Origin of the sequence: Roseateles agri (assembly GCF_034043675.1) — a bacterium.
In the GTDB taxonomy this organism is placed as follows: domain Bacteria; phylum Pseudomonadota; class Gammaproteobacteria; order Burkholderiales; family Burkholderiaceae_C; genus KK5.
The window spans coordinates 40,935-60,664 of record NZ_JAXCLA010000002.1 but is presented as its reverse complement, the minus strand read 5'-3'; the positions used below and the strand labels follow the sequence as shown (position 1 = coordinate 60,664).

Genomic DNA, 19,730 nt, shown 5'->3' with positions numbered 1-19,730 from the left:
GGGCGGGCTGCGTCCGGGGCCGGGCTATGCTCGCGCCCCATGACGACGAGACACCTGACCCTCCTCACCCTCGCGCTGCCCGTGGTCTTCGCCGCCGGCTGCGCGAGCACCGAACCCGGTACGGGCGGCAAGGGCGGCAACAAGGCCGAGAACGCCGTCGGCCAGGCGGCCATGTCGCCGTTCAACGACCTGAACCTGGTCCGCGGCAAGATCCCCGATGCGCTGCTTTCGGCCAGGGCCGCGCCCTATGCACTGCCGCCGGTGGCTGGCTGCGATGCGCTGAAGGCGGAGGTCGAGGCGCTGGATGCCGCGCTCGGCGCCGACCTGGACACGCCGCCGACGGCCGCGAATCCCGGCCTGATCGAACGCGGCTCCGACGAGCTGGAGAACGCTGCCACGGGCGCGCTGCGCGGCGCCGCCGAGGGCCTGATCCCGTTCCGCGGCTGGGTGCGCCGGCTCAGCGGTGCCGAGCGTCATTCGAAGGAAGTGGCCGCGGCCATCGCGGCCGGCACCGTGCGGCGCTCGTTCCTGAAGGGCGTGGGGCTGGCCCAGCATTGCCAGGCGCCGGCTGCGCCGAAACCGCCCGTCAAGGCTGCTTCGGCACCCGCTTAAACAGCTCGATCAAAGCCGCCAGATCAGATCGGGCGCTCGACGCGCTCGTTCGACGGATCGGCCAGGTCAAAGGTCGTCACGCCGTTCGTCTGCACCTCGCTGCGCAGCGCCTCCGGGTGGGCCAGGGTCTGGTTCATGTCGCGCAGGCCGGCGGCCCAATGCTCCTCGACGGTGGCGCGCGAGAACTCGTAGTCCTTGGACTCGGTCTCGTAGGGCTTGTCGCGGTAGATCAGGTGGAAGACGTCGATCGGCTGGTGCGTCAGCTGCGCCTGCACGGCGGCCACGCTGGGGTCCTCGCGCAGCGCCGGCGGCAGCCGGTCGATCAAGTCGGCGATGGCCTGCTGCAGGTTCAGGTTCGCGGCCAGTGCGTCGGTGTTGCGACGGGTGCGGCTGGAGTAGGTGATGTCCTTCTGGCGCTCCATCACCTCGGACAGGGTCGTCGGCATCGCGCCGCGGGCGTTGAACAGGTCCACCTGCCACACCATCAGCGGCTCGGTATGGGGCTGTGCGTCGAGCACGTACTGCAGCGGGGTGTTGGAGACCAGGCCGCCATCCCAGAAGTAGTGCGTGCCGACCTGCACCGGCGGGAAGCCCGGCGGCAGCGCGCCGCTGGCCATGATGTGCTCGGGGCCGATCTTGGTCTCGCCGCTGTCGAAGTAGCGCGAATCGCCGCTGACGATGTCCACGGCGCCGACCGACAGGCGCATGCCGCCCGGCGCGTTGATGCGGTCGAAGTCGACCAGGCGCTCCAAGGTCTCGCGCAGCGGCGAGGTGTCGTAGTAGCTCAGCTCCGGCGCCGCATTGCCCATCAGCAGCAGCGGCGAGGCGCGCGGGCGGAAGAAGCCCGGGATGCCGAACATCGTGGCCGCGTTGGCGCTCCACTGGTTCTGCATGGCGCGGTCGCCGAACCAGCTCGGCAACTGCTGCGGCGGGGCGCTGGAGACGAGGTTCCAGAACTCGTGCAGGCGTTCGACGCGCTTGCTCGGGGCATTGCCGGCGATCAGCGCCGCGTTGATCGCGCCGATCGACACGCCGGCCACCCAGTCCGGATGATGGCCGCGCCGGCTCAGCGCCTCGTAGACGCCGGCCTGGTAGGAGCCCAAAGCGCCGCCGCCCTGCAACACCAGCGCCTTGCGGGCGCTGTCCATCATGTTCAGGCAGGCGCGCGGCGGCGGCGCGAGCTGGGTCGCGGTCTTCTTGCGCGCCGCGGCGTTGCCGCGCCTCTCGGCGCTGCTGGCCGTCACTGCATGTTCCAGCCGTGGCTGACGATCAGCGACTGGCCGGTCAGGGCATTGCTCGGGAAGGCGGCGAACAGCAGCGCGACGCGCGCGACGTCGTCGGTGGTCGTGAACTCGCCGTCGACGGTTTCCTTCAGCATGACCTTCTTCACGACGTCGTCCTCGCTGATGCCCAGGGTCTTCGCCTGCTCGGGAATCTGCTTCTCGACCAGCGGCGTGCGCACGAAGCCGGGGCAGATCACGTTGGCGCGCACGCCCTTGCTGCCGCCTTCCTTGGCGACCGTCTTGGCCAGGCCGATCAGGCCGTGCTTGGCGGTGACGTAGGGCGCCTTCAGCACCGAGGCTTCCTTCGAGTGCACCGAGCCCATGTAGATGATGCTGCCGCCGCGGCCCTGGGCATACATGTGCTTCAGGCAGGCCTTGGTGGTGAGGAAGGCGCCGTCGAGGTGGATGGCCAGCAGCTTCTTCCAGTCGGCGAATTCGAACTCTTCGACCGGGTGGACGATCTGGATGCCGGCATTGCTGACCAGCACGTCGATGCCGCCGAAGGCCGCGACCGCTTCCTCCACAGAGGCGTTGACCTGCTCTTCGTTCGTGACGTCGACCGCCACGCCGATCGCCTGTGCGCCGGTGGCCTTCAGCTCGGCGGCGGTCGCATCGGCCGCCGCCTTGTTCAGGTCGGCGATGACGACCTTGGCGCCTTCCTGCGCGAAGAGGGTGGCGATCTCCTTGCCGATGCCGCTCGCGGCACCGGTGACGTAGGCGACTTTGTCTTTCAATTGAGGCATGACGGGTTTCCTTGCGGTCGAGGTTGAAGAGGAGGGATGTGGAGGCAGGGCAACTCTACTTGCTGGCCAGGTAGTCGAGTTCGACCGTCCCGAGCGCCAGCGTCATGTCGGCGATGTAGTGCACCGCCGATTCGATCTTCAGCACTGGCAGTTCCGCCACGGGCGCCAGCGCATGCGGATGCAGCTCCAGCGCGGCGGGGCCGGTCCAGGCACCTTTCATGTGGATGTCGGTCATGTAGTAGCGCACCAGCTCGCAGATCCGGGGCGTGCCGTCCACGTGCGGCACCACCTTGAGCAGGAAGTTGGGCATCGCAAGGCTCGCAAGGATCGGGCCGGTGTCCAGCGTCTTGTGCTTGAAGCCCATCGTGGCGGTGGCGACGCGCACCTTGCCGTAGTCCAGGGTGCCGACGACGGTGTCGATCTCGTAGTCCAAGGTCGGCGAGGCCAGCTTCTTCGGGAAGCCCCACAGCTCCCGGCCGCCGGCGATCGGCGGATGGTCGTTCAGGTACATCGCGTGGACATAGCCGCCTTGCTCGACGGAGCCGTCGGGCTTGCGCAGTTGCACCGGAATGACCTGGCCCGATTCGGTGTAGTCGCCGAAGCCGGTCGAATCCGGCATGCGGATGAACTCGTACTTGACCAGCGGCTCCACGACTTCCAGCGGTTCCGGCACCACGGCGCGCAGCGCGTCCATGTCGGTGCGGTAGGTGATGACGACGAACTCGCGATTCACGAACCGGTAGGGGCCGGGCGGGAAGGCCGGGCTGGTGGCGGGCATCGCGTAGGCCTTGCGAACATCTTCGATCTTCATCGTCGTCCCTGTCTTTGCATCGAGTGGAGAGCCAGTCTCTTGGCTCCGGCTTAGACGATTCTGAACGGGGAATGTTGGCTGGATTGTGTCGGGAGAGGTGGACTCCCCAATGCGAAGCGCAACGCCAAGGACAATGAAAAAGGGCCCGTTCGAATGAACGGGCCCTTCTTGTCTTGGTGCCGGTGAAAGGAGTCGAACCCTCGACCTTCGCATTACGAATGCGCTGCTCTACCAACTGAGCTACACCGGCGGTGAAGCCCGCTATTCTAGCCGTACTTTTTTGTAGCCGGCAAGCCGCGCCCAAATAATTCGTCGGACTGGCGGCGCCGCGGGCCCGTGCTGCTGTCGGCAGCATTCCGGTCGCGGCGGTCCAGTGCGGCGACCAGTTTCTCCACGCCGCCGCGGATGCTGGCTTCGGAGAATGCAGCGAAGCCCAGGCGCAGGCCGTTGAGCTGCGGGTGTTGCTGGCGGCTCAGTGGCGACAGCGGCGCGACGATGACGCCGCCCTGCGCGGCCCGCGCAGCGACCTCGGTGTCGGGCACGTCGGCGCGCAGTTTCAACACGAGGCTCAGGCCGCGCTGCTGCGGCGGCATCTCGATCCAGCGGCCAAAGTGCTTGTCCAGCTGTTCGCGCAGCAAGGCTGAGCGCGTGCCGTAGATCTCTCGCGCCAGCCGCAGGTGGCGTGCCCAGTGGCCCTGGGCGATGAAGTCGTGCAGCACCGCCTGGTCGAACACCGAGGCCATCGCGCCGGTCAGGCCGATCAGGGCGCGCATCGGGTCGACCAGGCGCTCCGGCAGCATCATGTAGGCGAGCTTCAATCCGGGTGAGACATTGAAGGACAGGTTGCCGATGCGGATCAGCCAGTCGTCTTCATCGGCGCTCGATGAGGGCGGCACCGACGGCGCTCCGCCGAAGATGAAGTCCCCGTCGCGCTCCTCGGCGATCACGCAGGCCTGCGCGCGCACCGCCCAGCGCAGCAGCGCGGCGCGGCGTCCGGCCGAGAGCGGGTGGCCCAGCGGCATCTGCACGTCTGCCGTCACGTAGGCGAGCCGGGCCTCGGGCGCGAGCCGCAATCCTTCGTCGACGCGCAGGCCCTGTTCGTCGACCGGCACATGCACGAGCGATGCGCCAGCCGTGGCCAGCAGGGCCTGCGCTCCCGGTGGCCCCGGATCCTCCACCCAGGCCTTGTCGCCCGGATCCAGCAGCAGCCGCCCGAGCAGGTCGATGGCCTTGGCGACGCTGCCGACGATCACGATCCGGCCCGGGTCGCAGCGCTGGCCGCGTGTCGTCGCGAGCAGCTCGGCCAGCCGTTCGCGCAGCGGCGGATAGCCCAGCAGCGGCATGCCGTCCTGCAGCAGCCGCGCCTCGTGCAACTGCGCGCGTTTGCCGGCCAGCATCTGCCAGATGCCCACCGGCATCAGGCCGAGGTCGATCTGGTCAGGCTCGAAGGTCTGGAACAGCCGCGTGCAGCCGCGCAGCCCGGCGCCGGCCTCGGCCATCGCGGTGCCGCGCTGCGACAGTGAAGCTTTGATGACGGTGCCGTTGTTTCTTGTCGGCTCCGGCCCGCCGCGTTGCGGCGCCACAAATGTGCCGCGGCCGACCTGGCCCACAAGGTAACCGTCTGCAAGAAGCCGCTCGTAGACGGCGGTCACCGTCGAGCGCGAGATGCCATGGGCCTGCGCAAGGCTGCGCGACGGGGGCAGGCGGCTGCCGGTCGGCAGGCGTCCATCCTGCATGGCGCCGAGCAAGGCCGCGTGCAGCCACTGCTGCAGAGGCAGACCGGCAGCGGGCTCTCCCAGGGCCAGGAAGTCGGCTTGCGGTGCGAGATCCATGGAAGCGCGGCGGGGAATGGTCTGGTGGTCGGCCATCGGATTGGTCTGTTGTCGACGCGGCGAGGCGGCGGAGGATAGACGCAAACCGTTCACAAGGTCATTGACGAGGGAAACAACGATGAGGAAAAACAGCAACGCAATGCGCGAGGCCGGCTTGCGCCTTTTGCCGATCGCCCTGGCCGTGGGCTTGAGTGCCTGCGGTGGCGGCAGCGGCAGCGATGGCGCTAGCGCCGATGCCCAGCCGTCGGCCACCGGCATGGCCAAGGCGATGGCCGTCACCGGCAGCGCCGATGGCGGCGACGGCGCATCGGTCGAGCAGGCACTGACCCCGGTCAGCGCCAGCAGCAGCTCCAACGAGCGCGGCGACCTGAACGCCGGCGCGGCGATCGACCATGACGACAACACCCGCTGGGGCAGCGGCTTCTCCGACGACCAGTCCCTGACGCTCGACTACGGCAAGACCGTCGCGATCACGCGGGTGCGCATCAGCTGGGAGCGCGCCCACGCCAAGCAGTACCTGCTGCAGGTCTCCGACGACGGCACGAACTGGACGACGATCAAGACGATCAACGACAGCCGGGGCGGCATCGAGGACTGGACCGGCCTCGCCGGCAGCGGCCGCTACCTGCGCATGCAGGGCGTCACGCGAGACGGCCAGTACGGCTACTCGATCTTCGAGATCCAGGCCTTCACCGGCACGCCGGTGACCGCGCCACCGCCGGCTCCCGCGCCGAGCCCGGCCCCGAGCCCCGCTCCGGCGCCCAGCGACCCGACGCAGCCGGGCCAGCCGCTGAAGCCGATCACCGCCACCTCCTCGGCGCTGGAGAACGGCGGCATGCCCGCCACCAACGCCATCGACGGCAAGGCCGACACCCGCTGGGCCAGCGCCTTCGACGACGGCGCATGGATCCAGTTCGACTTCGGCGCGAAGACGCCGCTGGGCTACATGAAGCTCAGCTGGGAGAACGCCTACGGCAAGGAGTATTCGATCCTTGCCTCCGACGACGGCAAGACCTGGACCCAGCTGCGCTACGTGACCAACGGCCACGGCGGCGTGGAAGAGTTCTTCAACCTCGGTGCCAGCGCCCGCTATGTGCGCCTGCAGGGCGTGGCCCGCGCCACGCAGTACGGCTACTCGCTGTTCGAGGTGGAGTTCAAGTCACCAGGCAGTGACAACACGATCGCAGAGACACCCACTTCGCCGCTGAAGTTCCCCGCCAACGGCTCGGCGCTGGCGCCGCTGCCGCCCGCACCTGCACCGCTGGAGACCGTGCAGTTCAGCCTGCCCGATGGCACGCTGGTGACCCGCTTCGGCGTGCGCGGCTTCGCCCGCCACGGCCGCGAGCGTGGCGAGGAGTGGAACGAGATCGGCTACGGCCCGAACGAGACGGTGGACCCGGTCACCGGCCTGCCGGTGGACAAGGGCCCGGGCAACTTCCTGACCTTCGTGCCGCAGTACTTCAAGAACCGCACCTGGGGCTTCGAGGTCATCGACAACAGCCGCGTGGCCGGCGTCACCCAGCCCACGCTGGTGGTGAACCAGTACAACCAGGTGGACTTCCTGCCCGGCGGCGTGGCCTTCTTCCGCGCCTTCGACCGCCCCGGCGTGACCGGCTACGGCTGGATGGCACCGGGCGAGCTGGCGGACCAGAGCGTGACCATCTGCAAGCCCGTACCCTATCCGGCCGACGGCAAGCTGGCCAGCCCTGGTGGCATCAACAACGGCTGCACCTTGCGCATCAAGGGTTATCCGGGCCATGCCGACCTGGGCGCCGACGGCTTCCCGAACGGCAAGGACGTGCCGGGCAGGGCGCTCGTCGTCGGCGACGTCATCGAGGTCTCGCCTTCGATGTTCTCGACCACCGATGCGATGCAGGCCAAGGGCGACAACGGCGGCATTCGCTACTACGCGTCCGAGTGGACGTACGTGGTGGGCACGGGCCTGCGGCCCTGGTACGGCGTGCAGCCGCGGCTGAACTCGGTGCCGCTGCCGGATTCGACCTTGTCGGGCGGTGTGGGCTCGGTCTCGTACAACTATTCGGACAACGGCCTGTTCATGTTCCAGCAGCCGCAGAACAACCTCGGCATGCAGAACATGCAGCGCTTCGTCGAGGGCCGGCGCCTGGTGCACACGAACTTCACCACCGGTGATCACAACGAGCCCGGCAATGACCGTTACCAGCCCGCCGTGGGCATGCAGGGCACGCGCTTCAACCAGTCGGCCTGCATCGCCTGCCACGTGAACAACGGCCGCAGCCCGGCACCGGCCGCGCTGAACCAGAAGCTGGATACGATGTCGGTGCTGACGGCCATCCTGGACGCCTCCGGCAAGCAGGTGCCGCACCCGCGCTACGGCACCAACATCCAGATGAACGCGCTCTCGGCCACCGGCACGCCGCAGGACTGGGGCAACGCGGCCCGTGTGGCGAGCTTCGACGTGCACAGCGTCAAGCTGGCGGACGGCACGGCGGTGGAACTGCGCGCGCCCAAGCTGAGCTTCGACGGCCCGGCGCCCACGCTGTATTCGCTGCGTGCGGCTCAGCCGATGATCGGCGTGGGTCTGCTGGAGGCGGTGCCGGAGGCCGACATCCTGGCCCGCGCCCGCAGCACGCCGGACGAGGACGGCGTCAAGGGCCAGCCCAACTACGTCTACGACCCGGAGAGCGGCATCGTGCGCCTGGGCCGCTTCGGCTGGAAGGCGGGCAAGGCGACCTTGCGCCAGCAGGCCGCGTCCGCGCTGCTGCAGGACATGGCGGTGACCTCCACCGTCTATCCGAGCCGCGACTGCACCCGCGGGCCCGATGCCTGCACGAGCGGCGCGAAGGCGGCGGGCCTGTCGGAGGCGGACCTGCAGTCGGTGACGCGATACCTGTCGATGGTGGCCGTGCCCGCGCAGCGCAGTCTGGCGAGCGGCTTCCCCAAGGGCGTGGCACCGTTGGACGAGCATCGCGTCGATCCGCAACAGGTCACGGTGGGCAGCAATGTCTTCAAGGCACTGCGCTGCCAGGCCTGCCATGCGGTGGAGATGAAGACCGGCACCGGCCACCTGCTGGCCGAGCTGCGCGGCCAGACGATCCGCCCGTTCACCGACCTGCTGCTGCACGACATGGGGCCGGGTCTTGCCGACAAGTTCGCCGAAGGACAGGCCACCGGCGCGATGTGGCGCACGGCGCCGCTGTGGGGCATCGGCTATACCGACAAGGTGATGGGTCCCAACGGCCAGGCCGGCTACCTGCACGACGGTCGCGCGCGCAACCTGACCGAGGCGATCGAGTGGCACGGCGGCGAGGCCGACAAGTCACGCGCCCGCTTCGAGGCGCTGGGCAAGTCGGACCGCGACGCGCTGATCGCGTTCCTGCGATCCTTGTGACGGGAGGGCGGGGCCGTTCGGCCCCGCCCGATCAGGCCTTGTCGTGTTCGAGGTGGTACGCGGTGACGCGTTCCACCTCGTTCTTTGATCCCAGCACCACGGCCACGCGTTCGTGCAGCTGGGTCGGGGTCAGGGCCATGATGCGCTGACGGCCGTTGGTCGATGCGCCGCCCGCCTGCTCGATCAGGAAGGACATCGGGTTGGCCTCGTAGAGCAGGCGCAGCTTGCCGGGCTTGCCGGGATCGCGCTTGTCCCAGGGGTACATGAAGATGCCGCCGCGCATCAGGATGCGGTGCACGTCGGTGACCATCGAGGCGATCCAGCGCATGTTGAAGTTCTTGCCGCGCGGGCCGTCCGCGCCGTCCAGGCACTCGCCGATGTAGCGGTGCATCGGCGCGTCCCAGTGGCGCTGGTTGGACATGTTGATCGCAAACTCCTGCGTGTCTTCCGGCACGCGGACGTTCTCCTCGGTCAGCACGAAGGAGCCCTGCTCGCGGTCCAGGGTGAACATCGCCACGCCATCGCCCACCGTCAGCACCAGCATCGTCTGCGGGCCGTACAGGCAGTAGCCGGCGGCGGCCTGCTGCTTGCCCGGCTGCAGGAAATCGTCGGCCGAGACGCCACGCGCGTTGTTGACCTTGCGCAGCACCGAGAAGATCGTGCCGATGGACACGTTCACGTCGATGTTCGACGAGCCGTCCAGCGGATCGAACAGCAGCAGGTACTCGCCCTGCGGGTAGCGGTTGGGCACGGCGTAGATGTCGTCCATCTCCTCCGACGCCATCGCCGCCAGGTGGCCGCCCCATTCGTTGGCCTCGATCAGCACCTCGTTGGCGATGATGTCCAGCTTCTTCTGCACCTCGCCCTGGACGTTCTCGGAACCGGCGGTGCCGAGGATGTCGCCGAGCGCGCCCTTGTTGACGCTGATCGCGATGCGCTTGCAGGCGCGTGCCACCACCTCGATCAGCAGTCGCAGCTCCTGCGGGATGTGGCCGTGCTCGCGCTGCTGTTCGATCAGGTACTGGGTGAGGGAAATGCGGCGGGTCATGCGTTTGCCTTCGAAGTTAGGAGCCGGACGCCAACGCTCGTTCAACGATCTCGCGCACGTCGGGCGACAGGTCGGGTTTGGCGGCCACGCGGCGGATCGCCTCCAGCGCAGCCGGGCGGTAGGGCTCGGTCAGCGTGGTCCAGCGGTCCATCGCGCGGGCCAGGCGGCCGGCCACCTGCGGATTGATCGCGTCCAGCGCCAGCACCTGGTCGGCCCAGAATACATAGCCGGCCGCGTCGGCACGATGAAATGCCGCCGGGTTGAACATGCACAGCGAGAAGATCAGGCTGCGTGCGCGGTTCGGGTTCTTCAAGGTGAAGTCGGGGTGCTTCAGCAAGGCCTTGACCTTGGCGAAGGTGCGGCCCTCGCGCTCGGGCGCGCGGCCCTGCAGCGCGAACCACTTGTCGACGACCAGGGGGTCGGCCTTGAACAGCGCGTGGAAACGTTCCAGCGCGCTGTCGGCCAGGCCGGCACCGCCGTTGACCAGCGCGGCCAGGGCACCCAGGCGGTCGGTCATGTTGCCGGCGTCCTTGAAGCGCTGGTAGGCGCGGCCCTGCCAGACGGCCGCATCGGCCGCTTGCGTGTCCAGCACCAGCATCGCCAGCGCGAGGTTGGCCAGCGAGCGCTTGCCCACCGAAACCGGGTCGGGCTGGTAGCCGCCGGCGATCGTGCCGTTGGCCTCGAAGGCGGCGACCCAGTCGGCGCGCAGCGCTTGCGCCAGCTGCAACTGCGCGGCCTCGACGGCGGCGTGGATCGCTTGCGGGTCGACCACGTCGAGCTGCTCGGCGATGTAAGCCTCGCCCGGCAGTGTCAGCGCCAGTTCCTTGAAGGCGGCGTCGAGCTGCGGGTGGTTCAGCACCGAGCGCATCGCATCGACGTAGGCGGCGTCCAGCTGCAGCGGGGTGCCCGAGCGCACGGCGGCCAGGATGCGGTTCAGCGCGAGACGTTGACCGGCTTCCCAGCGGTTGAAGGCGTCGGTGTCGTGGGTCAGCAGGGTCAGCAGATCGGCGTCGGAGAGGCCGTCGTCCAGCAGCACCGGGGCCGAGAAGCCGCGCAGCAGCGAGGGCACCGGCTCGACGAAGACGTTCAGGAAGGTGAAGCTCTGCTCGGCCTGGTCCAGCACCAGCACGCGCTCGTTGCCGTGGTACTCGGCCTCGCCCTGCAGCTCCAGCGGCAGCACCTGGCCGCCGTGGCCGATCAGGCCCATCGCGACCGGGATCACCTGCGGCGCCGCGCCGTTGTTTTGTTGGGAGAGCGTCAGCGTGTAGGTGCGCGAGATCGCGTCGTAGCTGCCGCGCGCCGTCACGCGCGGCGTGCCGGGCGTGGAGTACCAGCGCTTGAAGGCGTCCAGACGCTTGGTCAGTTCCGAGCCGGGGTTCGCGTCCGCCATCGCCTGGGCGAAGTCGTCGCAGGTCACGGCCTGGCCGTCGTGGCGCTCGAAGTACAGCGTCATGCCCTTCTCGAAGCCGGCGCGGCCGACCAGCGTCTGGTACATGCGCACGACCTCGGCGCCCTTCTCGTAGACGGTGGCCGTGTAGAAGTTGTTGATCTCCACATAGCTGTCCGGCCGCACCGGATGGGCCATCGCGCCGGAGTCCTCGGGGAACTGCATCGCGCGGAGCTGGCGCACGTCCTGGATCCGGCAGACGGCGCGCGCGCTGGGCGCGGCGGCCATGTCCATGCTGAATTCCTGGTCGCGGAAGACGGTGAGGCCTTCCTTCAGCGAGAGCTGGAACCAGTCGCGGCAGGTGACGCGGTTGCCGGTCCAGTTGTGGAAGTATTCGTGGGCGACGATCGACTCGATGCGCGAGAAGTCGGCGTCGGTCGAGGTGGCGGGCGAGGCGAGCAGGGCGCTGGTGTTGAAGATGTTCAGGCCCTTGTTCTCCATCGCGCCCATGTTGAAGTCGGACACGCCGACCACCATGAAGCGCTCCAGGTCCAGCGGCAGCTTGAAGCGCGCTTCGTCCCACACCATCGAGGCGATCAGCGAGTTCATCGCGTGCTCGGTCTTCTCCAGGTCGCCGCGACGCACGAAGACCTGCAGCAAGTGATCCTTGCCGCCGCGGGTGCGCACGCGCTGCTCGCGCGCGACCAGATCACCGGCCACCAGCGCGAACAGGTAGGAGGGCTTGGGGAACGGGTCGTGCCACTTGGCGAAGTGGCGGTTGTTGTCCAGCTCGCCCTGCTCGACCAGGTTGCCGTTGGACAGCAGCACCGGGTACTTGGTCTTGTCCGCGCGCATCAGCACGGTGTAGACAGCCATCACGTCCGGGCGGTCCAGGAAGTAGGTGATGCGGCGGAAGCCCTCGGCCTCGCACTGCGTGAAGAAGCTGCCGCCCGAGGTGTAGAGGCCGCTCAGCGCGGTGTTCTTCTCCGGGCAGCAGGTGTTGCGGATCTCCAGCGCGAAGTCCGCGTCGGGCGCGTTGTCGATGACGAGCGTGTCGTCCTCGGTGCGGAAGGACACGCTCTCGCCGTTGATCAGCACGCGCAGCACGTTGATCTCTTCGCCGTGCAGCTTCAGCGGCCCGTGGGCCACGGCGGCATTGCGCTCGACCTGCATCTTCGAGGTGACGATCGTCTTCAGCGGATCGAGGTCGAAGCACAGCTCGACCTTGCGGATCCAGAAGGCCGGCGCCAGGTAGTCCTCGCGGCGGATCAGGGTGCTAGTGCCTTCACGCGTCATGTGGGCATCCTTTGTTGGGTTCGGAAAAGAGAACCCCGGTTGTCTCGGCCGGGGCGGGCATGGATCACACGCCCTGCTTCAGGCTCTCGGAGATGAAGGGGTCCAGATCGCCGTCCAGTACCTTCTGCGTCGCCGAGGTCTCGTAGTTGGTGCGCAGATCCTTGATGCGGCTCTGGTCCAGCACGTAGCTGCGGATCTGGTGACCCCAGCCCACGTCGGTCTTGGTGTCTTCCAGCTTCTGCTGCTCTTCCATGCGCTTGCGCATCTCATGGTCGTACAGGCGCGAGCGCAGGCGCTTCCAGGCCACGTCGCGGTTGCTGTGCTGGCTGCGGCCGTCCTGGCATTGCACGACGATGCCGGTCGGGATGTGCGTGAGCCGCACCGCCGAGTCGGTCTTGTTGATGTGCTGGCCGCCGGCGCCGCTGGCGCGGAAGGTGTCGGTGCGCACGTCGGCCGGGTTGATGTCGATCTCGATCGAGTCATCGACTTCCGGGTAGACGAACAGCGAGGCGAACGAGGTGTGGCGGCCGCCCGAGGAATCGAACGGGCTCTTGCGCACCAGGCGGTGCACGCCGGTCTCGGTGCGCAGCAGGCCGAAGGCGTACTCGCCCTCGACCTTGATCGTCGCGCTCTTGATGCCGGCCACGTCGCCCGCGGACTCGTCTTCCAGCGTGGTCTTGAAACCCTTGCGCTCGCAGTACTTCAGATACTGGCGCAGCAGCATGCCGGCCCAGTCGTTGGCCTCGGTGCCGCCGGCGCCGGCCTGGATGTCGATGAAGCAGTTGCTCGGGTCGGCCGGGTTGTTGAACATGCGGCGGAATTCCATCTGCTCGACGGTCTCGCGCAGCTTGTCCGCATCGCCTTCGATGGCTTCCAGCCCGGCGACGTCTTCCTCTTCCTTGGACATCTCGAACAGCTCGAGGTTGTCGGCGAGGTTGCTGGTCAGGTGGTCGATGGTGCTGACCACGTTCTCCAGCGTGCGCTTTTCCTTGCCCAGCTCCTGGGCGCGCTTGGGTTCGTTCCAGACGCTGGGGTTCTCCAGCGCCGCGTTGACCTCGTTCAGCCGCAGTGCTTTGCGGTCGTAGTCAAAGATACCCCCTTAGCGCTTCGGTACGCGCTTGCAGATCGGTGAGGGTGGAGCCGATCGAATTGATCCGTTCGATGTCCATGTTTCTTCCTGTTAAGCCGCATATTTTCGCATGACCCCTACGCGTCCCGCGCAGGGGTCATGCGCAGGCGCCGGCGGCGCCTGACCGCATGGCAAATAATCCAGAAATGGACCATGAACAAGCCACTCGAAATCAGCGTTATTGGAGGCGCACCCGCCGCCTGACCGGCTGGCTGCTCTGCGTCTGGGCCCTAGTCTGCTTCGGCATCACCTTCTTCGCCCGCGAGCTGAGCGCCTTGCGCTTCTTCGGCTGGCCGTTCAGCTTCTGGGTGGCGGCGCAGGGCGCGCTGCTGGTGTTCTGCGGGATCGTGGCGTACTACGCCTGGGCCATGGGCAAGCTGGACCAGGAGACGGAGCTTTAGCCTAGGAAGTTTTCCAGATGGGCTGCCAGCGCCTCGGGCTGGTCGTGGTGCAGCATGTGGCCGGCGTTTGCCAGGACATGACGCTCCAGCTGCTTCACCACGCCGAGCCGCGATTCGAAGTCCTCGCGCGGGTAGCGGTTGCCCCACCACTTGGTGATGTCGGTGCTGTCGCCCTCGATCCACAGCGTCGGCGCCTCGATGCGGCTCCAGCCGGCGACGATCTCGGCCTTGCGGTAGAGGACCGGGTTCGTGCGCTTGTGTGCCGGGTCGCCGAGGATGATCCATTCGCCGTCCACCTCGCGCGACCAGTGCGGCGCCAGCCAGCGTGCCTTCTCGGCCGCCAGCCGCGGGTTGGTCTTGATCAGCCGTTCGGCCACCGCTTCCAGGCTGGGGTAGGGCTTCAGCTGCTGAGGCGTCTTCAGTTCGTCCAGCCAGTCGGCGACGCGCTTGGGGGCCAGTTCCGGCGGCATGTCCGGCAGGCCGAAGCCTTCCAGATTGATCAGGCGGCGGATCCGCGCCGGGCGCACGCCGGCGTAGCTCATCACCACGTTGCCGCCCATGCTGTGGCCCAGCAGGTCCACAGGCGCATCGGGGCTCAGCTGGTCCAGCAGCGCGTCGAGGTCGCCGAGGTAGTCGGGGAACCAGTAGCTGTCCGAGGGGCCGTTGTCGCTGAGGCCGAAGCCGCGCCAGTCCATCGCGACGATGCAGCGCTCCTCGCGCAGCGCATCGACGGCGAACTGGAACGAGGCGCCCACGTCCATCCAGCCGTGCAGCATCACCAGCAGCGGGCGCTCGGGCGTGACGAGCGAGCTGTCGCCCCATTGCAGCAGGTGATGGCGCAGGCCGCGCAGCGTGACGAAGCGGTCCTGGTGGGTGCGGCGGGCGGTGTACGTGGTGTCGGCGGTGCTCATGGCCTCACTGTAGGGCCGCCGGCTGCACCCCGCTGTCGGCGCGGCGACAGACAATGCCGGCCATGAGCACCGACTACACCCTGCGCCCCGCCGAGCCGCGCGACGTGCCGGCCATCGCCGGCCTGATCGCCGAGCTGGCCGAGTTCGAGCACCTGAGCCACATGCTGCAGCTGACGCCCGAGAAGCTGCATCCACACCTGTTTGGCGACAAGCCGGTCGTGGAGGCGCTGGTGGCCGACACGCCCGAGGGGGGCGTCTGCGCCTTCGCGCTGTTCTTCACCAACTTCAGCACCTTCCTGGCCAAGCCCGGCCTGTACCTGGAAGACCTGTACGTGCAGCCGGCGCACCGCCGCGCGGGCCTGGGCCGACGCATCCTGAGCCGGCTGGCCGAGATCGCCGTCCAGCGCGACTACGGCCGCTTCGAATGGAGCGTGCTCGACTGGAACGAGAACGCGATCCGCTTCTACGAGACCATGGGCGCCAGCGTGCTGCCCGAGTGGCGCATCTGCCGCCTGACCGGCGATGCGCTGGCCGCCTACGGCAAGAGCTGAAGCAGCAGTTCCGGCGGCCGCGCGATCAGGGCTCGATCACCGTTCGTGACGATCGGGCGCTGCAGCAGCGCCGGACGCGCGGCGATGGCGGCCAGCAGTTCGTCGTCGGTCTTCGTCTCGGCCCCCAGGTCAAGTTCCCAGTAGGCCTGCTCGCCAACGCGCAGCATCTCGCGCACCGACACGCCCAGCAGGGCCTGCAAGGCCTTCAGCTCGGCCACGTCCAGCGGCTTCTTCAGGTACTCGCGCACCTGGAAGGCGCTGATCGGCAGGCGCTCCTGCAGCAGGCTCAGGGCTTCCTTCGATTTGGAGCAGCGGGGGTTGTAGTAGAGCTTGATCATCGGGCGAGTGTAAGAAATCGTCCGGGGAATCCATGAGCGCGCCGAGGCGAGCGATGGCTACTATCGTCGCCTTATCCGCGGAGGGCTCCACCCGATGGCCATGCTTGCCGATGCCGCTGAAGTAAATAGTTATGCCGCACTGCATGCGGACTTCCGCTGGCAGGTGCCTGACGAATTCAATATCGCCGAGGTCTGCTGCGCGCGCTGGGCCCGCGACACGCCCGACGCGCTGGCCGTCAAGTTCGCGGCCGACGATGGCTGCGCCGCCCACTACAGCTTCGGCCAGCTTCAGCGCGCGGCGAACCGCTTGTCCAACGCGCTGCAGCGCCAGGGCGTGCAGCGCGGCGACCGGGTGGCGATCATCCTGCCCCAGCGCTTCGAGACGGCCGTGGCCCACGTGGCGATCAGCCAGCTCGGCGCGGTGGCCGTCCCGCTGTCGATGCTGTTCGGGCCGGAGGCGCTGGAGTACCGGCTGAAGGACAGCGGTGCGGTGCTGGCGCTGGTCGAATGCGCCGTGCTGGAGGCCGTGCGCGGCTTGCGAGCGCAAGTGCCGGCACTGCGCCGGCTGATCGTCGTCGGCGAATGCGAGGCGGGCTGCGACGAGATCAACTGGATGGCCGCGCTGCAGGCCGAAGACGCTCGCTTCACCGCCGTGAAAACCAAGGCCGAGGAAGCCGCGATCCTGATCTACACCAGCGGCACCACCGGCCCGCCCAAGGGCGCGTTGCTGGCCCAGCGCTGCCTGATCGGCAACCTCAGCGGCTTCATCGCCAGCCAGAACTGGTTCGGTTTCGATCCGGCTGCTCCAGGGAAGGGTACGCAGGCCGTCTTCTGGAGCCCCGCGGACTGGGCCTGGACCGGCGGGCTGATGGATGCACTGCTGCCCACGCTCTATTTCGGCCGGCCGATCGTTGCCTACCAGGGCCGTTTCGGCGCCGAGAAGGCCTTCGAGCTGATGCAGGCCCAGGGCGTCACCCACACCTTCCTGTTCCCCACCGCGCTGAAGGCGATGATGAAGGCCGTGCCACAGCCGCGCGAGCGCTATCCGGGCCTGAAGCTGCAGGCGGTCATGAGTGCCGGCGAGTCGGTCGGTGACGCGGTGTTCGCCTACTGCCAGGAGCAACTGGGCATCACCGTCAACGAGATGTTCGGCCAGACCGAGATCAACTACATCGTCGGCAACTGCGCGGCGCTGTGGCCGGCGCGCGCCGGCAGCATGGGCCGCGCCTATCCGGGCCATCGCGTGGCGGTGATCGACGAGGAAGGCAAGACCTGCCCCCCGGGCGTGCCGGGCGACGTGGCCGTGCACCGGCGCGACGTGCACGGCATGGCCGATCCGATCTTCTTCCTCGGCTACTGGGGCCAGGACGAGGCCACCCGCGCCAAGTTCACCGGCGACCCGGCCGACAGCTGGTGCCGTACCGGCGACATGGCCACCGTCGATGCGGACGGCTATCTCTGGTACCAGGGCCGCAGCGACGATGTGTTCAAGTCCGCCGGCTACCGCATCGGCCCGAGCGAGATCGAGAACTGCCTGGTCAAACACGAGGCCGTCGCCAATGCCGCCGTCGTGCCCAAGCCGGACGCGGAGCGCGGGGCGCTGGTGAAGGCCTACGTCGTGCTGGCGCCGGGCTTCAAGGGCACGAGCCGGCTCGTCGGCCAGCTGCAGGGCCACGTGAAGTCGCGGCTGGCGCCCTACGAGTACCCGAAGGAGATCGAGTTCATCGAGGCGCTGCCGATGACGACCACCGGCAAGGTCCAGCGCCGTGTGCTGCGGCTGCAGGAAGAAGAGCGCGCTCGTCTGGCTACGATCAAAGCAGCTTGACGCTCAGCCGCGCGTCGGCCGGCGCGACCAGCTTGGCGGATTCGGGCCAGTGCTCCTGGCCCGTCAGCACCGTGCATTGCTGGGCCGGCGTCTTGACCTTCGGATCCGTCTCGCCCGGCGCCGGCGGCAAGGTCACGCCCCACAGCTGGCCTTTCTCGTCTCGCCACTGCATCTCCCAGCCGGGCTGGGCGCTGCAGACGCGCACGCCGCTCATCGACGGAAACAGCGGCCGCACGTACCAGGGCAGCAACTCGCGCTTGAGCCGGCCCGACAGCGCCACCATGCGGCGCACGCCGGCCAGGTCCAGCGCGGACGGCGGTGTCGTCAGCTCGATGCTGCCCTGCAGCTGCAGGCTGCCCTTGGGCTGGTTGGTGATGACGTCGGCATTCTTGGCCTGCTCGGCGGGAAGCACGGGCAGCTCGACGAGGCCGTCGGGCGCGATCTTCAGCGGGCGATAGAAGTCGGCGTGCTGGATGGCAAGCGTTGGCGTGGCGACGAGCTTGGCGGGGTCCTTCGGCTTCATGTGGAACTCGAAGCGGAACAGCCCCTCGCCATAGGTCTGCAGGCCGGCAAGCAGCTCGTTGATCTGGCCGTAGGGGGCGACGCTGGTTGTCATCGCGCCGCGCTGGACCGTGACGGCGTCGAGCTGCGCGGGCGCGTCCTGTGCGGACGCCGCTGCGCCGAGGATCAGCAGGGCGAGCAGGGGAAGCTTGTTGTTCATCGGCAGGGGTGCGCCACGCGCGGCGTGGGTCGCATACTGTTGTTGAAGGGATCGATGTTGCCGATGCGCGATTCGCTGACCTCCACGCATTCGGTGCCCTGTCGAAACCGGGTCGTGCCGTTGCTGAGCTGCTGTTCGCGCAGGCTGGTGTCGGTGCCCAGCGTGTCGGCCATCCGGGCGGCATAGTCGGCCCGCTGCGTGTTGGCGCGCGGATCGGCCAGGGCCGGGTTGCGCCAGGGCTGCGATGCAGAAGGTGCGGGCGGCAATGCCAGGTTCAGCGGCGCGGGCCTGGCGGCTTCCGCTGCGGCAGCGCTGCGTGGCGTGGCGGTCTGTGTCGGCGTGATCGCGTTCGGCGGCGGTGGAGCGTCGTCGAGCCGCGGCGGATCGATCGGCACGACGACCGGCAACGGCAGCCGGGCCTCGACGCTCGGCGGCTGAAGCTTCGGTGGCGGCGGGCGTGGCGTCTCCATGTCCAGCCGCACGATGCTCAGCGCCTGCGGCGGCGCGCCGCGCGATGCTGCAAGGTGCCGGCCGTTCAGCCATAGCGCCAGCAGCAAATGGGCCAGTGCCAGTGGCAGCAGCAGAAGCCAACGGGCGGGCCTAGTCCTGGGCATCATCTTCGGGGCCGGCCTCATAACTCAGCAATTCAGCGGGCTGGCAATCGAGTGCGGCGCAGATCGCCGCCAGGGTGTCGAAGCGGATGCCGCGCACCTTGCCCGACTTCAGCAGCGACAGGTTCGCCTCGGTGATGCCGATCTTCTCGGCCAGCTCGCGCGAGCGCATCTTGCGGCGCGCGAGCATCACATCGAGTGTGACGACGATGGGCATCAGACGAACTCGGAGTGTTCCTGCGCGACCCGTGCAGCCTCGCCCAGCACCACGGCCAGTGCCATCAGCATCAGGCCGAACAGCAGCGCCAGATAGTCCTGCCCGGAAACGTTGAACATCAACTGCCGCTGGCCCGGCGGATTGCCCCAGGTGAGGGCCAGCACCGTCAGCGTGTCGCTCAGCGGCGAAAGCACGGCCAGCGTGATCAGCGCGCCGCCGAGGCGCCGCAGGTGGCGCGCTGGCTGCGGCGCCAGCACCTCGCCGGCGGCGAAGCGGCCGAACAAGCGCCAGATCTCCCACATCGCCCAGAGCCCCGCCAGGCACTGCGGCAGGCTGCCCGCCAGCGCGGCGATGCGGCTGCCCGCATCGAGCTGCAGCGGCCCCAGTGCCCACTGGCGCCGCACGACCGAAGCGACCCACTCCGGCTGGCTCCAGAACACCGGCGGCAGCACCAGCAGCACCAGCGCACCGACAGCGGCGAGCCAGCGCACGGCCACCGACAGGCGATGGATCCTCAGCACGGGAGATTCATTCATGTATTTATCGTAAAACAATAAAATATGAATGTAAAACAGAATCATGTAAAGCGCATTGCCGTGCTGGTAACTAACGAGTTACCTGGACGCCATTGGCATGCCGTCCAG

Annotated in this window: 18 protein-coding genes and 1 tRNA gene; 5 read left to right on the top strand and 14 right to left on the bottom strand. The window is 68.2% G+C overall.

The features are described 5' to 3' along the window. Nucleotides 1-39 precede the first annotated feature (39 nt). Nucleotides 40-612: a hypothetical protein gene (locus tag SNE35_RS04480; protein ID WP_320421663.1), complete on the top strand. Its 573-nt coding sequence runs from the start codon at nucleotides 40-42 to the stop codon at nucleotides 610-612. A gap of 23 nt (nucleotides 613-635) precedes the next feature. Here the strand turns inward: SNE35_RS04480 and SNE35_RS04475 are convergent, their stop codons facing one another. From SNE35_RS04475 to SNE35_RS04455, 5 genes are all read right to left on the bottom strand, one after another. After that, nucleotides 636-1,760 carry a patatin-like phospholipase family protein gene (locus SNE35_RS04475; protein WP_320422355.1) on the bottom strand — a complete coding sequence of 375 codons (1,125 nt, stop codon included), beginning with the start codon at nucleotides 1,758-1,760 and terminating at the stop codon, nucleotides 636-638. 92 nt (nucleotides 1,761-1,852) lie between these two features. After that, entirely contained in the window at nucleotides 1,853-2,638 is a 786-nt protein-coding gene (locus tag SNE35_RS04470; protein WP_320421662.1) for a 3-hydroxybutyrate dehydrogenase, read from the bottom strand. A gap of 55 nt (nucleotides 2,639-2,693) precedes the next feature. Continuing rightward, a complete protein-coding gene (locus SNE35_RS04465; RefSeq protein WP_320421661.1) occupies nucleotides 2,694-3,449 on the bottom strand; it encodes an acetoacetate decarboxylase in 756 nt (251 codons plus the stop codon). A 174-nt stretch (nucleotides 3,450-3,623) separates the two neighbouring features. Next, nucleotides 3,624-3,699 (bottom strand) — tRNA-Thr (locus SNE35_RS04460). 16 nt (nucleotides 3,700-3,715) lie between these two features. Then, entirely contained in the window at nucleotides 3,716-5,281 is a 1,566-nt protein-coding gene (locus tag SNE35_RS04455; protein ID WP_320421660.1) for an aminotransferase-like domain-containing protein, read from the bottom strand. 118 nt (nucleotides 5,282-5,399) lie between these two features. On the opposite strand from SNE35_RS04455, the gene SNE35_RS04450 reads away from it, so the two are divergent. Further along, nucleotides 5,400-8,651 carry a di-heme oxidoredictase family protein gene (locus SNE35_RS04450; RefSeq protein WP_320421659.1) on the top strand — a complete coding sequence of 1,084 codons (3,252 nt, stop codon included), beginning with the start codon at nucleotides 5,400-5,402 and terminating at the stop codon, nucleotides 8,649-8,651. Nucleotides 8,652-8,682: 31 nt separating this feature from the next. Here the strand turns inward: SNE35_RS04450 and SNE35_RS04445 are convergent, their stop codons facing one another. The 3 genes from SNE35_RS04445 to prfB form a co-directional block, all read right to left on the bottom strand. Beyond that, nucleotides 8,683-9,699, bottom strand: a complete 1,017-nt coding sequence (locus SNE35_RS04445; RefSeq protein ID WP_320421658.1) for a class 1 fructose-bisphosphatase — start codon at nucleotides 9,697-9,699, stop codon at nucleotides 8,683-8,685. Between the two features lie 16 nt (nucleotides 9,700-9,715). Next, nucleotides 9,716-12,382, bottom strand: a complete 2,667-nt coding sequence (gene pepN, locus SNE35_RS04440) for an aminopeptidase N (protein WP_320421657.1) — start codon at nucleotides 12,380-12,382, stop codon at nucleotides 9,716-9,718. A gap of 64 nt (nucleotides 12,383-12,446) precedes the next feature. Further along, a protein-coding gene (gene prfB / locus SNE35_RS04435) for a peptide chain release factor 2 (protein ID WP_320421656.1) occupies nucleotides 12,447-13,551 on the bottom strand; the annotation gives its coding sequence in 2 pieces (ribosomal slippage) (nucleotides 12,447-13,469 and nucleotides 13,471-13,551; 1,104 coding nt in all). A 106-nt stretch (nucleotides 13,552-13,657) separates the two neighbouring features. On the opposite strand from prfB, the gene SNE35_RS04430 reads away from it, so the two are divergent. After that, a complete protein-coding gene (locus SNE35_RS04430; protein ID WP_320421655.1) occupies nucleotides 13,658-13,912 on the top strand; it encodes a DUF4212 domain-containing protein in 255 nt (84 codons plus the stop codon). On the opposite strand, the gene SNE35_RS04425 is transcribed toward SNE35_RS04430, so the two are convergent. After that, nucleotides 13,909-14,823, bottom strand: coding sequence for an alpha/beta fold hydrolase (locus SNE35_RS04425; RefSeq protein ID WP_320421654.1), 915 nt, complete (start codon nucleotides 14,821-14,823; stop codon nucleotides 13,909-13,911). The genes SNE35_RS04430 and SNE35_RS04425 overlap by 4 nt on opposite strands. 62 nt (nucleotides 14,824-14,885) lie before the next feature. On the opposite strand from SNE35_RS04425, the gene SNE35_RS04420 reads away from it, so the two are divergent. Beyond that, on the top strand, nucleotides 14,886-15,374 hold the full coding sequence (locus SNE35_RS04420; RefSeq protein WP_320421653.1) for a GNAT family N-acetyltransferase: 489 nt from the start codon (nucleotides 14,886-14,888) through the stop codon (nucleotides 15,372-15,374). Here the strand turns inward: SNE35_RS04420 and arsC are convergent. Further along, a complete protein-coding gene (gene arsC / locus SNE35_RS04415; protein WP_320421652.1) occupies nucleotides 15,359-15,712 on the bottom strand; it encodes an arsenate reductase (glutaredoxin) in 354 nt (117 codons plus the stop codon). The two genes, SNE35_RS04420 and arsC, sit on opposite strands and share 16 nt — an antisense overlap. A 94-nt stretch (nucleotides 15,713-15,806) precedes the next feature. On the opposite strand from arsC, the gene SNE35_RS04410 reads away from it, so the two are divergent. After that, entirely contained in the window at nucleotides 15,807-17,537 is a 1,731-nt protein-coding gene (locus SNE35_RS04410; protein WP_320421651.1) for an acetate--CoA ligase, read from the top strand. Here SNE35_RS04410 and SNE35_RS04405 read toward each other — a convergent pair. Genes SNE35_RS04405 through SNE35_RS04390 form a run of 4 tightly spaced genes read right to left on the bottom strand, consistent with a single transcriptional unit; the run spans nucleotide 17,524 to nucleotide 19,622 of the window. Beyond that, nucleotides 17,524-18,258: a hypothetical protein gene (locus SNE35_RS04405; protein WP_320421650.1), complete on the bottom strand. Its 735-nt coding sequence runs from the start codon at nucleotides 18,256-18,258 to the stop codon at nucleotides 17,524-17,526. The genes SNE35_RS04410 and SNE35_RS04405 overlap by 14 nt on opposite strands. After that, a complete protein-coding gene (locus SNE35_RS04400; RefSeq protein WP_320421649.1) occupies nucleotides 18,255-18,875 on the bottom strand; it encodes a hypothetical protein in 621 nt (206 codons plus the stop codon). Before SNE35_RS04400 ends, SNE35_RS04405 begins: the two co-directional genes overlap by 4 nt. Further along, on the bottom strand, nucleotides 18,859-19,086 hold the full coding sequence (locus SNE35_RS04395; RefSeq protein ID WP_320421648.1) for a helix-turn-helix domain-containing protein: 228 nt from the start codon (nucleotides 19,084-19,086) through the stop codon (nucleotides 18,859-18,861). The genes SNE35_RS04400 and SNE35_RS04395 overlap by 17 nt, the downstream gene beginning before the upstream one ends. Next, nucleotides 19,086-19,622 (bottom strand): DUF2975 domain-containing protein, encoded by a 537-nt coding sequence (locus SNE35_RS04390; protein WP_320421647.1) that lies wholly within the window; start codon nucleotides 19,620-19,622, stop codon nucleotides 19,086-19,088. The genes SNE35_RS04395 and SNE35_RS04390 overlap by 1 nt, the downstream gene beginning before the upstream one ends. Nucleotides 19,623-19,730 lie beyond the last annotated feature (108 nt).

Excerpts from the sequence above, each read along its gene's own strand:
- SNE35_RS04425 (WP_320421654.1), bottom strand. The coding sequence starts at position 14,823 with ATGAGCACCGCCGACACCACGTACACCGCCCGCCGCACCCACCAGGAC.
- SNE35_RS04445 (WP_320421658.1), bottom strand. The coding sequence starts at position 9,699 with ATGACCCGCCGCATTTCCCTCACCCAGTACCTGATCGAACAGCAGCGC.
- SNE35_RS04470 (WP_320421662.1), bottom strand. The coding sequence starts at position 2,638 with ATGCCTCAATTGAAAGACAAAGTCGCCTACGTCACCGGTGCCGCGAGC.
- SNE35_RS04450 (WP_320421659.1), top strand. The coding sequence starts at position 5,400 with ATGAGGAAAAACAGCAACGCAATGCGCGAGGCCGGCTTGCGCCTTTTG.
- SNE35_RS04475 (WP_320422355.1), bottom strand. The coding sequence starts at position 1,760 with ATGGACAGCGCCCGCAAGGCGCTGGTGTTGCAGGGCGGCGGCGCTTTG.
- SNE35_RS04390 (WP_320421647.1), bottom strand. The coding sequence starts at position 19,622 with ATGAATGAATCTCCCGTGCTGAGGATCCATCGCCTGTCGGTGGCCGTG.
- SNE35_RS04420 (WP_320421653.1), top strand. The coding sequence starts at position 14,886 with ATGAGCACCGACTACACCCTGCGCCCCGCCGAGCCGCGCGACGTGCCG.
- SNE35_RS04400 (WP_320421649.1), bottom strand. The coding sequence starts at position 18,875 with ATGATGCCCAGGACTAGGCCCGCCCGTTGGCTTCTGCTGCTGCCACTG.
- SNE35_RS04430 (WP_320421655.1), top strand. The coding sequence starts at position 13,658 with ATGGACCATGAACAAGCCACTCGAAATCAGCGTTATTGGAGGCGCACC.
- SNE35_RS04480 (WP_320421663.1), top strand. The coding sequence starts at position 40 with ATGACGACGAGACACCTGACCCTCCTCACCCTCGCGCTGCCCGTGGTC.
- SNE35_RS04405 (WP_320421650.1), bottom strand. The coding sequence starts at position 18,258 with ATGAACAACAAGCTTCCCCTGCTCGCCCTGCTGATCCTCGGCGCAGCG.
- arsC (WP_320421652.1), bottom strand. The coding sequence starts at position 15,712 with ATGATCAAGCTCTACTACAACCCCCGCTGCTCCAAATCGAAGGAAGCC.
- pepN (WP_320421657.1), bottom strand. The coding sequence starts at position 12,382 with ATGACGCGTGAAGGCACTAGCACCCTGATCCGCCGCGAGGACTACCTG.
- SNE35_RS04465 (WP_320421661.1), bottom strand. The coding sequence starts at position 3,449 with ATGAAGATCGAAGATGTTCGCAAGGCCTACGCGATGCCCGCCACCAGC.
- SNE35_RS04410 (WP_320421651.1), top strand. The coding sequence starts at position 15,807 with ATGGCCATGCTTGCCGATGCCGCTGAAGTAAATAGTTATGCCGCACTG.
- SNE35_RS04455 (WP_320421660.1), bottom strand. The coding sequence starts at position 5,281 with ATGGATCTCGCACCGCAAGCCGACTTCCTGGCCCTGGGAGAGCCCGCT.
- SNE35_RS04395 (WP_320421648.1), bottom strand. The coding sequence starts at position 19,086 with ATGCCCATCGTCGTCACACTCGATGTGATGCTCGCGCGCCGCAAGATG.